The 11,486-nt window shown below is 58.8% G+C and carries 8 protein-coding genes and 5 pseudogenes; 2 read left to right on the forward strand and 11 right to left on the reverse strand.

Going from position 1 to position 11,486, the window contains the following annotated elements:
- The 11 genes and pseudogenes from MKL33_RS09915 to MKL33_RS09965 all read right to left on the reverse strand — a co-directional run.
- A pseudogene (locus tag MKL33_RS09915) lies at positions 1 to 513 on the reverse strand (IS5-like element ISAba13 family transposase); the annotation flags it as partial.
- On the reverse strand, positions 510 to 1,163 hold the full coding sequence (locus MKL33_RS09920) for a PAS domain-containing protein (RefSeq protein ID WP_228129001.1): 654 nt from the start codon (positions 1,161 to 1,163) through the stop codon (positions 510 to 512). The pseudogene MKL33_RS09915 and the gene MKL33_RS09920, both read right to left, overlap by 4 nt.
- On the reverse strand, positions 1,138 to 2,844 hold the full coding sequence (locus MKL33_RS09925; protein ID WP_032006326.1) for a cation:proton antiporter domain-containing protein: 1,707 nt from the start codon (positions 2,842 to 2,844) through the stop codon (positions 1,138 to 1,140). Before MKL33_RS09925 ends, MKL33_RS09920 begins: the two co-directional genes overlap by 26 nt.
- 3 nt (positions 2,845 to 2,847) lie before the next feature.
- Positions 2,848 to 3,288, reverse strand: coding sequence for a heat resistance system thioredoxin Trx-GI (gene trx-GI, locus MKL33_RS09930; RefSeq protein ID WP_004834869.1), 441 nt, complete (start codon positions 3,286 to 3,288; stop codon positions 2,848 to 2,850).
- Positions 3,278 to 4,423 carry a hypothetical protein gene (locus MKL33_RS09935; RefSeq protein WP_005130191.1) on the reverse strand — a complete coding sequence of 382 codons (1,146 nt, stop codon included), beginning with the start codon at positions 4,421 to 4,423 and terminating at the stop codon, positions 3,278 to 3,280. The genes trx-GI and MKL33_RS09935 overlap by 11 nt, the downstream gene beginning before the upstream one ends.
- A gap of 79 nt (positions 4,424 to 4,502) precedes the next feature.
- A complete protein-coding gene (hdeD-GI, locus tag MKL33_RS09940) occupies positions 4,503 to 5,114 on the reverse strand; it encodes a heat resistance membrane protein HdeD-GI (RefSeq protein WP_004834871.1) in 612 nt (203 codons plus the stop codon).
- 89 nt (positions 5,115 to 5,203) lie between these two features.
- Positions 5,204 to 6,091 carry a heat resistance protein YfdX2 gene (yfdX2, locus tag MKL33_RS09945; RefSeq protein ID WP_002126446.1) on the reverse strand — a complete coding sequence of 296 codons (888 nt, stop codon included), beginning with the start codon at positions 6,089 to 6,091 and terminating at the stop codon, positions 5,204 to 5,206.
- 102 nt (positions 6,092 to 6,193) lie between these two features.
- Positions 6,194 to 6,547: pseudogene (yfdX1, locus tag MKL33_RS09950) on the reverse strand (heat resistance protein YfdX1); the annotation flags it as partial.
- Between the two features lie 165 nt (positions 6,548 to 6,712).
- A pseudogene (locus tag MKL33_RS20675) lies at positions 6,713 to 6,883 on the reverse strand (PLDc N-terminal domain-containing protein); the annotation flags it as partial.
- 3 nt (positions 6,884 to 6,886) lie between these two features.
- Entirely contained in the window at positions 6,887 to 9,769 is a 2,883-nt protein-coding gene (gene clpK, locus MKL33_RS09960) for a heat shock survival AAA family ATPase ClpK (protein ID WP_130120071.1), read from the reverse strand.
- 93 nt (positions 9,770 to 9,862) lie between these two features.
- Complete coding sequence (locus MKL33_RS09965; protein ID WP_000350434.1) at positions 9,863 to 10,432, reverse strand: Hsp20/alpha crystallin family protein; 570 nt, start codon at positions 10,430 to 10,432, stop codon at positions 9,863 to 9,865.
- Between the two features lie 410 nt (positions 10,433 to 10,842).
- Here MKL33_RS09965 and MKL33_RS09975 point away from each other — a divergent pair.
- A pseudogene (locus MKL33_RS09975) lies at positions 10,843 to 10,920 on the forward strand (IS630 transposase-related protein); the annotation flags it as partial.
- A 53-nt stretch (positions 10,921 to 10,973) separates the two neighbouring features.
- Positions 10,974 to 11,486 (forward strand): annotated as a pseudogene (locus tag MKL33_RS09980) (IS5-like element ISAba13 family transposase); the annotation flags it as partial.

An 11,486-nucleotide genomic window follows, 5' to 3' on the forward strand; every position in this document is an offset into this window, starting at 1 on the left:
ACTCACATTGTTGGTTGTGAGCTGAACAGCGCGTATTTGTAAGGTTTTAGCATCTATACCCATATGTAATTTACGCCATTGGCGACGATATTCAGACTGATGTTTTTTACGCTTCCATTCACCCTCACCTAAGAATTTCAGACCTGTAGAGTCAACGATTAGATACAGTCCATCACAACTTTTTTGATAGCTAATCACAATATCAATATGCTGTTGTCGTCTACAAATTGTAGTGTAGTCTGGCGCTATCCAATTTAACCCACAAAGATGGATGAGACTTTGAACAAAGCCAGTGACCATGCGTAAAGACAATCGGAAGAGAGATTTAATCATTAGGCAGCATTGGATAGCTGCGTCGGAGTAAGTTTGATTTCGTCCTTGTTTGCCTTTTGATGGGGCATACCATTGCGTAGCAGGATCAAACCAAATGGCAATATTTCCACGATTAATGAGAGCTCGGTTATATGAAGACCAATTGGTTGTGCGATAAATTTTAGGTGTCGACTTATTCATTTGAAAATTATATTGTGGAATAAGCCTTTAGAGATAGGTTTGTGCAACAAAGCCTCGTTAAACGCCCGCCGGTTCGACAAGCCGGTCAAGGGGTCGGTGATCGCCATACGCAGCAACTGCTGCTCCATTTCCTTGCGAGAAGAGATGTTGAGCAGAGTGCCGACTATCAGTTGCCTGCCCGCGTCACCCAGCCATCGGCCGCGATCCAAAACCCAAATCCAAACGCCGGATCGATGACGAACGCGGTACTCGCACTCCAATCGCTCCGACGGGTTTTCTTGATAAGCGCGCACCTTTGCCAGAACGACCGGTAAATCCTCCGGGTGAATACGCGCTTGCCATGCGGCATGGGTGGCGCCAATCTTCTCGTCGTCGGAGGTGAAGCCGAACATCGCCAGACTGCGGGCAGAAAGCCTGAAGCTGTCGGTGGCGATATCCCATTCCCAGAACCCCAATTCTGCGCCTTCCAGGGCGATGGCGATCCGTTCGTTGTCGTCGATTTTCGCTTGTTGGCGAAGCTTCAGCTCGTCGCGCCTCTGGCGATTGGTACGAGCAAAACCCCACGCGCAACCGCCATGCCAATATTGGCAAGTAGCGACACCATCAACCCAATGGCCGGCCCGTTCATGGTCTATCCCCACCTGACTCACTGAGTGTCTGCCGTAATTCCTCGATCCGGCGGTTGACGTAGTCGGCATTGATGCCCAGCATCAACAGCACCTGCTCGGCCAGCCCCAGTCCCAAAGCCAGGTACAACGGGTACAGCCTGACATTGGGCAGATTACGCAAAAGCTGGGCATCCGTTACGCGGTCAGTGGCCACCACCAAGGGCAAGGTCGGGCGGCGTTCGAGGACCGCTCGCGCAATGCGCTCGGCCGTCTGCGGACGAACAAGCGTCAGCACCACCAGACGGGCATGGGCCAATCCGGCGGCGGCCAGGGTGTCGAGCCGACTGGCATCGCCATACGACACCGGCGCCCCCATCGCACGACCCGCTTCGACCCTTTGGCGGTCCGATTCCAGCAGCAAATGCGGCACGCCTGCCAGACGCAGCGTTCGACTCAGCAGCAGCCCGACTTCATCCGCCCCACAGATGATCACATGGTCGCGCAACGACCGCGCCCGCTCGGCGACTTCGCCTTCTTCGGCCTGCGGTGGCTGACCGAGTGCGCCCGAGCGGCTGAATGCCCGCGCCCAACGGTCATGGTGTCGGATCAGGAGCGGCGCCAACCCCATGCTCAGCACCAACGCGATCAGCATCGGTTGCACCACGTTGGCGGCAACCAAGTGCTGCTGCATGACCATGCCCAGGAGCAGCAGCGCAAACTCGCCGCCATGCCCCAGCACGATGCCTGTGCGCCAGGCGTCGAGCGCCGACAGGCGGGTTGCGCGCAGAGCCAGAAAGTTCAGCCCCATCTTGAGAGGCACCAAGGCCAACAGCCAGCCCAGTACCGCCAGCGGTGCTGCCACGATCTGCGCGACATCCAGCTGCAAGCCGATGGTCACGAAGAACAGGCCCGACAGCACATCGCGAAACGGCCTGAGGTGGCTTTCCATGTGGTGCCGGAAGTCGCTCTCGCCCAGCACCATCCCGGCGAGGAAGGCCCCCAGGGCGGCGGATACGCCGACCGCGTGCGCAGCGGCGGCGGCAGCCACCACCACGCACAAGGAGACGAGCACGAACGATTCCTCGTGGCCCCGCCGCGCCACCCAGCCCAGCAGACCATGCAACAGACGGCGCGAGGCGAGGGCCGCTGCCGCGAACAGCAGCAGCACACCGAATACTTCGAGCAGCACATGCTCGATCTTCGGCGACTCGCCGCGCGCCCAGATCGCCAGCAAGGCCAACAGGGGCACGCTGGCCAGGTCCTGAAAGACCAGCACGGCGATGGCACTGCGGCCGTGGCGGGTGGTGAGCTCGCCTTGGTCGGCCAGTTGTCGGCTGACCAGCGCCGTGGACGACATGGCCGCCGCAGTGCCGAGCAGCACGGCGCTCTGGCCGGGCTGCCCCAGCCACATCAATAGCAGGATCAGCGGCGGGGCCACGGCGATCATCTGCAGAGCGCCCGCCATCAGCACTGTCCTGCGGGCGAGCCAGAAGTGTCCGAGGGAAAATTCCAGTCCGACCATGAACAACAGCAGCGCCACGCCCAGCTCGGACAGAAAGCTCAGCGTCTCCCCCGGCGCGATCACGCCGATGACTGAGGGGCCCAGTACAACGCCGACAGAGAGATACCCCAGCAAGGCGGGCACTCTGAACGCCGCCGTCGCCATCGCCGCCAGGCTGCAAGCCGCCAGCAGGATTAACGTAGCACCAAGCAAGCCCTGCATCGGTCAGCGTCCCACTTGCGTCGACGTCCAGCGCACGATGTCCTGCGTGCCCATCGCGCCGGCCTGACGGGCGATCTCCCGCCCACTCTGGAACAGGGCGAGCGTCGGGATGCTGCGGATACCGAACTGCGCGGCCAGGTGGGGCTCAGCCTCGGTATTCACCTTCGCCAGCCAGATCCTCGGTTCGAGCTGGTTCGCCGCTTGCTGGAACTGTGGCGCCATCATCTTGCACGGCCCGCACCATGGCGCCCAGAAATCGACCAGCAGCGGCAGATCGCTGCGCTCCACGTGGCGCGAGAACGTCGCCGTGGTCAACTCGATGGGCTCGCCCGTGAACAAGGGCTGCTGGTAGCGGCCACAGTTGGGATGTTCCGATAGCTTCGCAGTCGGTACGCGGTTGATGGACTGGCAATGCGGGCAGACGAGGTGAAGATCATTCTTCATGGTTCGCCTCCTTGGACCACAGTGAGGCTGCCTCGCTTCGGGTCACAGACAATGCCGACCAATCAACGCCTTGGAGCCAATCGTTCCCGTTTTTGCTTACTCCGGCCTCTTCCAGATGAGCAGCGATGAATGCTTCGGCCTGCATGAGCCACCTTCGGACAGCATCTTCCTTATTAGGAATCAGCAGGATTTCAGAGACGCTGCTGGCATTCAGCCCGTCCACACGGATAAGCAGAAAAATGCGCCGCCACAAACGCGGCATGTCCTTCAGCAGGTCAAATGCAAAAGCGAACTCGCTCGACCGATCAATCAGCTCCTCCTGTTCCGCGATCGTTGCGACATCGGGATGCTGACTGCCAGCGAAGATATCGGCCAGCTTGAGTGTGTCATCGGGCTGATAAAATTCGAAGATTTCCTCTTCCACCATGGCCTCGGCCACGTCTTGGGCATCCGGTTCGACCGGCGCGTCCAGAGAAACGAATTCGCCAAATTGCCGGCTGCTTGCCACTTCGTTATCCAGGACGGCGAACAGATGCTTCAAAAGACCGGTGTAAGCCTTTTTTTCCCCCGGCACGGATTGCCATTCCACCTCAGCTCGGACAATCGCTTCATCCACCACGTCGCGTAGCGTCGGATAATCGCGCGGTAAATCGCCGACGGCCCGCAGATAAGCCAGCTCACGCCTTGCGACAGCCTCAAGTTTCGACAGTAGAGGCATTCGGGTCACCTCGGCCTTATGGGCGGCTGATGCGGGTTTTGCGGCAATCCGCACCTTGAGCTCGCGCAAGCGCTCGCGTCGTGCTTTGCGCTTGATTTGATCCTGAGCATGCAGTCGGTCAAAATGCTTCTTGGCCTGACGGAACAACGACTTTGCGAGCATCTGCGCGAGGGGCGTCAGCTCGTCATGTGATGCAGTAACGCTGACAATCTTTTTGCCGGGCAGGTGCATATAGCCACTGGCCAGAAATTGCCGCTTGATCTTGTCGCGATCAAGGATGATTTGAAGTTGCGCTGAATCTTTAGTGTGTTTGTCGAGCAATGGCTTGAGGGCGTGCTCGATCACATTTCCCAAAGCTCTCTGCCAAGGTTCATGAAACTCTTTGTCGATAGCTCGATAGCTATATTGCATCTGCATGTATGACTCCTTCGATGTCATTTCTATGGAGGTATGAATCGAGGATGCTCATATCCATAGATTTTGGTTTGGCACGCTCTTACCCCAGGCGCGTTTTGCGAAGACTCCAACTAAAGAACAAAAGCGTGACGCCATAGACTGCCGCATGGAAACCCAACAGCCAGCCTGCGGCCACGAATGACTCGACCGGACGGGTAAAAAATATCCACAAGACGATAGCGCCAAGTATAATCGAGAGCAGTCCACTGAGGGCAAGCCAGATTTCACCCTTGATTTCCCGACGCAGCCGAACGGCGGCGGATATCTCCAGCACACCGGTGAAAATCGCCCAGAAGCCCACGCTAGCCCATAAAAAAGAAGCCAAGACTATCGTGGCGACCCAAGGAGCAACCAGGACGACGACGCCCGTAAGTATGCCGACAATGCCGCTGAACAGCAGCCAGCCCCAGCGCTCTTTTTTCTGGATATGGCGCACCGCTGCAAACAAGTTGAACGCGCCATTGACCAAGGAAAATGCGCCGAACATGATGGTCATGGCCAACAGAGCCGATTGTGGCATCCAGAACGCGAGGGCTGCAAAAATCAATGCCAAGACACCGCGCAGCACAAAAAGCCACCAATTTTGGCTCAGCGAACACAGTGCTTTGGTGGGGTCATCCGCATTGGAATTGGCGATGGTATCTGTGTTCATGCAATATCTCCTAAAGATCTATACAAAATAAAAAATCAAACACTCATGGGACAAGAGAGGGGGCGCTATGCGCCCCCTCTCCAGCGGTTTCAGAACAACTTGGACAGTTTTGCCTTGACTTCATCGAGCCAGCCTTTTCCGCAGCCTCCCCCTCCCGTCTTTTCCTTGATTTTCTTGAGTTCAGCGTATAGGGGCTCAAAGTCCTTCCTTTTACCATAGCCCAGCAGTTCTGCCATTTCCAACTGCTGCCGGGCTTCGTTCAACAATGTCTCCAGGCGCTCATTGGATGCTTCGCTGCGCTGACCATCTTCTACCAGGGGCTCTGCGCGCTTCAGGAGCAGCTTCGCACGCAGGACGGGCAGCGGAAGCACGCTGCGCTCCTCGACCAGCGTGCTGAGCGCTGACTGCAGCGCGGCTTTGGCTTCTTCGATCTTGCCCTGATCGATCAGCGGCACGACTGCCTTCACGGCTGCGGGATAGGACGCCAAAGGGATGTTGGTGACTGTGATCACGATTTCACTGGCCAGCAAAGCCAGCACGTGGCGAGCCCGTTGCACCTCGCCATGTTTGAGGGCATCCAGCGCCTCGTCGGTCATCGCCTCAATGGTTTCCGTGTTGGCGAACAAGTCGTGCACGATGGTGCGCACATCAACGCCGGCCAGGGCGAGCGTGGGTTCGCGCGCGACGATCAGCTCCAGCTTTCCCGTCACTTCGGCCAGCGTTGCCAATGCGCGTGCAGTGTCCTTGCCGTCAAGTGCGGCCAGCGCTGATTTGGTCAGCGACAAGGCCGAGACGGCCTCATCGAGGACTTGTTTACGTTTGTCTGCCGCCTGCGAGTCCGTTTCCTTCTGAACCTCAGGCTGTACCTCCGTGACGACTTCAGGCTTGGCCTCTGGACTGACAGGAAGGCTGCTTACCGCGGCCTGTTCGTTTATTCCTTCGTTCGTCGCATTGGGATTCGGTGTTTGCTCATTCATGGTGATATACCTCGTATGAGATAGTGAAAATAGGCGAATCTATTGGGGCTGAATGCGAACATCGCGAGACTGACCGACAGAGCAGTCAGCCCCTTCATCACCTCAAAACAGCTTTTGGATGCGCGTCTTCAACTCGTCGAACCATCCCTTGCCGCTTTTGCCACCAGCCGACTTTTGCTCAATGAACTTCACCTGATCGAAGATGGGTTTGAAGTCTGCCTTCTTGCCATAACCCAGGATCTGCGCCATCTCGATCTCCGTGCACACGGACGACAGCAAGGTGCTGAGCTCCTCGTTCTGCTTGGCATCGCGCTTGTCGGTCTCGGCCAGCTTTTCAGCTTTTGCGATCGCGGCTTCGGCCCGTAGCACGGTCAGAGGAAAGGCGACCGAGGTCACCACCAGGGTGTTCAGTGCTCGGGCGAGTTCCGCTTTGGCGTTGTCGATCTTGCCGCTGGTCAGCGACTGGCCGGTGGCACGTCCCACCAGGTGCGCCAGGCCGGCAAACGGCGCCGATACGGTCTGGGGCATCGTAGGCGTGAGGTCCTGCCGAACAGCAGGATCTGCCCCCGGAAACAGCCGCCGCGCCCGCCGCTGGTAACGGTTGATGCAGAACAGCCCATACAGCAGCGAACCGCCCAGCGGCAACAGCGCGATCAGCAGCACCCACAGCGTGGCCGATCGAGGGTCACGCTTGAAGATGACCGTGTGCCCCGCTGTGGGGATAGTGACCGCCAGCGGCACGAGGGTGGCTGCCCATGTCAGCCCGTTGGGGTCGGACACGACAGCCCCCATCGCTCAAGATTCGCCGCCCGCTGACTTCTTCTTGCGCGCAGGCTTGCTCGCGTCGCTCGGCGGCGTCTCGGCCGGCTTCGCGGCATCGGGCTTCTCAGGCTCGGCCGCCTTCGCGGCATCGGGCTTCTCAGGCTCGGCCGGCTTCGCGGGTGGCTCCTGGCACTCGCAGACCACCCGTTCGGCCTTGTCGTCCCAGCGGGCGCTGGCGTGATCGCCCTTGCCAATGCCGCCGCCGAGCATCTCGCGCGCCAGCGTCGTTTCCAGTTCGCTGCGGATCAGGCGCTTGAGTTCACGCGCACCGAACTCCGGCTTGTAGCCTTCTTCCGCGAAATGGTCGATCAGCGTCTGATCGAAGGTGAGCGTCACGCCCTGGCTGGCGGCGTTGCGGGCCACACGATCGAGCTGCAGGCCGACGATATGGCGGATCTCCTCCTTGCCCAGCGCATGGAAGACGATGATCTCGTCGATGCGGTTGAGGAACTCGGGGCGGAAGTGTCCGCGCAGCACGTCCATCACCTCGAACTTGGTCTTCTCGTATTCCTCGCCGGCGGCGTCACGGGCCTTCAGCCGACGCTGGATGATGTCCGAGCCCAAGTTCGAGGTGGCGATGATGATGGTATTGGTGAAATCCACCACCCGGCCCTTGCCGTCGGTGAGCCGCCCGTCGTCGAACACCTGCAGTAGGATGTTGTAGACGTCGGGGTGAGCCTTCTCGATTTCGTCCAGCAGCAACACGCTGTAGGGCTTGCGCCGCACCTTCTCGGTGAGCTGACCGCCTTCGTCGTAACCGATGTAACCTGGAGGCGCCCCCACCAGACGTGCCACGGTATGGCGTTCCCCGTACTCGGACATGTCGATGCGCAGCAGCGCACCTTCATCGCCATAGATGGACTCGGCCAGCGCCTTGGCGAGCTCGGTCTTGCCCACCCCGGTCGGGCCCAGGAACAGGAAGGTAGCCACCGGTTTGCTACCTTCGCGTAAGCCCGCGCGAGACAGCCGCACGGCATCGGCCACGGCACGGACCGCCTCGTCTTGTCCCACTAGGCGCTCGTGCAGCCGTTGTTCCAGGTGCAGCAGCTTTTCGCGCTCTTCCACCGTCAACTCGTTGACTGGGATGCCGGTCAGGCGCGAAACGATCTGGGCCACGTGTTCTGCCTTGACTTCGGCACTGCCAGAGGCCCGCTCCCGCTCCCAGCCCTCGATCAGCTTCTTGAGCTCGGCCTCCTTGGCCTCGATGCGCTTGCCGAGCTCGGCGGCCTTGTCGTACTGCTTGCGCGCGGCCACGTAATCCTGTTCACGCCGCAGCTGGTGCAGTTCGGACTCCAGCTCCTGCACGGCCACCGGCCGGGCCGTGGCCGACAGCTTCACGCGCGCGGCCGCCTGGTCGAGCAGGTCGATGGCCTTGTCGGGCAAAAAGCGGGCGGTGATGTAGCGGTCGGACAACTCAGCCGCCGCGATGATCGCGTCCTCAGAGATGCTGACCTTGTGGTGCGCCTCGAAGGTGTCGCGCAGGCCGCGCAGAATCATGATGGCCTGTGCCACTGTCGGCTCGGGCACCGTCACCGGCTGGAAGCGCCGCTCCAGCGCGGCATCCTTCTCGATGTATTTCTGGTACTCGTTGAGCGTGGTGGCGCCGATCAGGTTCAGCTCGCCGCGCGCCATCATCGGCTTGAAGACGTTGGCCACGTCCAGCCCGCCTTCGCCACCGCCCTGGCCGGCACCGACGATGGTGTGCACCTCGTCGATGAACAGAATCAGCTCGCCCTGGTGCTCGGAGATCTCCTTCAGCACCTTTTGCACGCGCTCCTCGAACTCGCCGCGATACTTGGCGCCGGCCACCATGGCGTTGATATTGAGTTCCACCAGGCGCTTGTCGCGCAAGGTCTCGGGCACTTCACCGGCCACCATGCGCTGCGCCAGCCCCTCGACGATGGCGGTCTTGCCCACGCCCGGCTCGCCGATCAGCACCGGGTTGTTCTTCTTGCGCCGGGCCAGCACCTCGATGGTGGTCTCGATCTCCTGCGCACGGCCGATCACCGGGTCGAGCTTGCCGTCATGCGCCATCTTGGTCAGGTCACGTGAGTACTTGTCGAGTTCCGGCGTGTTGGTCGGCGTCTCGGCGCGGCCATCCTCGGCGCCCTTGCCGACCACCTTGCTGACCTGTTGGCGCAGCGCCTGCGGCGTCAGGCCGTAACGGCGCAGCAGGTTGGCGGCCAGCCCTTCGCCTTCCTCGGCCAGACCGACCAGGAAGTGCTCCGGACCGACATAGGAATGGCCGAGTTCATTGGAGGTCACGAAAGCGCGGCTGAGCGCATCCTTCACGCGCGGCGACACGCCGATCTCGCCCTCGAACGGCTTGTCCCCGCGCTTGGCCTCGGACTCGATCTGCCGCTTGAGGTCATCGACCTTGATCTTGAACTGACCCAGGATGGTCTTGACCACGTCGCTGTCGGCCAGCGCCAGCAGCAGATGTTCGGTATCCACCTCGGCGCGGCCAAATTCGGCAGCGTGTTTGGCGGCCTCCTGCAGCAGGGCTTCCGACTGTTCGCTGATGCGGCTGGCCAAACCACTGCCGCGACGGCGCGGCGCACCCGAACCTGCGGCGGCGGGCTCGCCGAACGAGGCATCGACCACGTCATCGGTATCGGCGGCCATCGGCGTCGCGTCGTCGCCGATGCGGAAGAAGTCACTGCCGAGGAAGTCCTCGAATAGGCCGCTGCGCGAGCCGAACAAGGCTTCCAGCGGCGAGACGGTGCGCTTTTGCTGGCGCACCAGTTGACGGTAATGGTCGTCACACAACAGCATGGTGCTGTGACGACCGTTGAGATTGGCTTCCACCCGCACGGTGGCGGGTTGGCCGCAGACCTGGCATTGTTTTCTGTCCATGCTGATACTCCTGTAAAGATTGATCTGAAGAGGCACCGCCGATCACGGTGCCTCATTTCTTTTTGGTTTTTGAGAAAAACGCGCTGCCCCGCGTCAGCCGTTGATCGGGATCGAGCGCCCCTGCTTGGGCGTACTGGCCTCGCGCTTTTCCATCGTGATCGTGAGCACGCCGTTCTTGAAAGCGGCCTTGATCGTGTCCTGGTTGGCATCGGCCGGCAGGTTCAGAGCGCGCTGAAAGCTACCGTAGGAGCGCTCCACCCGGTGGAAACCGCCGTCTTTCGTTTCCTGCTCCTGACGCTTTTCACCGCGCACCAGCAGCACGTCGTTGTCGAGCGTGATCTGGATGTCTTTTTCGTCGACGCCGGGTACTTCCAGGGCGATCTTGTACTGCTTGTCGGTCTCCTGGATGTCCAGCGCCGGCTTCAGCATGCCCGGCCAGTCCGACGGCCAGCGTGGCATGGCCAGCGTCGGGAAACCGAAGCCTCGAAACGCGTCGTCGAACAGGCGGTCGATCTCGCGATGCAATTGCAGGATGGGACTGACGGGCCCACCCGACACCTGCAGGTCATTGCGCTGCACCGGCAGCGAGGCAGTGCTCTGTTGTTCTTCCTGCTCCTTTTTGAACCAGTTCCAGGGAGCCAATTTCTTGAAATCAATGTCCATGTCACACCTCCAGAAGAAAAATTGAAGACTCTCGCTCACTCCGCTTGCCGACTTTCAAGTACGCTGCCAATTCATCGAGCGTGAAAATCACCTGTAGGTGCGCTTTCATTTCGCCCTCTCCAATCGCGTCGCTTTGCGGTTCCGGCCAAGGAAATCCTTGCAAGACTTTGTAAGATACTGCGCTTATCAGGAAAGAATATCAACATTCAATGTACAGCGATCTCCCGCCCCATTGATGCAGGTCGACTGCTCAGACAAGGTGCAGCGGGGCGACCTGATCAGGCCAACGTGCGGAATTGCCTAGTCGTCGCTGCGGATCGCGTTCCAGAGTCGGGTCGAAACACTTCCGTTGCCCCAGACAACGTATAGTAAGCACGCAAAAAAACCAATACAATACCGATACCAATACAATACATTTTAGAAAGAAAATATTAGCCAAGCTTGAAGAAGGCCAATCTATTCGAGCGGTTGCTCAGCACTTCGAAATGGCTTTGTTGCACAAACCTATCTCTAAAGGCTTATTCCACAATATAATTTTCAAATGAATAAGTCGACACCTAAAATTTATCGCACAACCAATTGGTCTTCATATAACCGAGCTCTCATTAATCGTGGAAATATTGCCATTTGGTTTGATCCTGCTACGCAATGGTATGCCCCATCAAAAGGCAAACAAGGACGAAATCAAACTTACTCCGACGCAGCTATCCAATGCTGCCTAATGATTAAATCTCTCTTCCGATTGTCTTTACGCATGGTCACTGGCTTTGTTCAAAGTCTCATCCATCTTTGTGGGTTAAATTGGATAGCGCCAGACTACACTACAATTTGTAGACGACAACAGCATATTGATATTGTGATTAGCTATCAAAAAAGTTGTGATGGACTGTATCTAATCGTTGACTCTACAGGTCTGAAATTCTTAGGTGAGGGTGAATGGAAGCGTAAAAAACATCAGTCTGAATATCGTCGCCAATGGCGTAAATTACATATGGGTATAGATGCTAAAACCTTACAAATACGCGCTGTTCAGCTCACAACCAACAATGTGAGT

The sequence above is a fragment of the Acinetobacter sp. AOR43_HL genome, from assembly GCF_027854635.1.
GTDB lineage: Bacteria > Pseudomonadota > Gammaproteobacteria > Pseudomonadales > Moraxellaceae > Acinetobacter > Acinetobacter pittii.

What these genes read in the sequence shown, in the direction of transcription:
- MKL33_RS09935 (WP_005130191.1), bottom strand. Translation starts at nt 4,423, where the DNA reads ATGCAGATGCAATATAGCTATCGAGCTATCGACAAAGAGTTTCATGAA.
- MKL33_RS09925 (WP_032006326.1), bottom strand. Translation starts at nt 2,844, where the DNA reads ATGCAGGGCTTGCTTGGTGCTACGTTAATCCTGCTGGCGGCTTGCAGC.
- MKL33_RS09965 (WP_000350434.1), bottom strand. Translation starts at nt 10,432, where the DNA reads ATGGACATTGATTTCAAGAAATTGGCTCCCTGGAACTGGTTCAAAAAG.
- clpK (WP_130120071.1), bottom strand. Translation starts at nt 9,769, where the DNA reads ATGGACAGAAAACAATGCCAGGTCTGCGGCCAACCCGCCACCGTGCGG.
- trx-GI (WP_004834869.1), bottom strand. Translation starts at nt 3,288, where the DNA reads ATGAAGAATGATCTTCACCTCGTCTGCCCGCATTGCCAGTCCATCAAC.
- yfdX2 (WP_002126446.1), bottom strand. Translation starts at nt 6,091, where the DNA reads ATGAATGAGCAAACACCGAATCCCAATGCGACGAACGAAGGAATAAAC.
- hdeD-GI (WP_004834871.1), bottom strand. Translation starts at nt 5,114, where the DNA reads ATGAACACAGATACCATCGCCAATTCCAATGCGGATGACCCCACCAAA.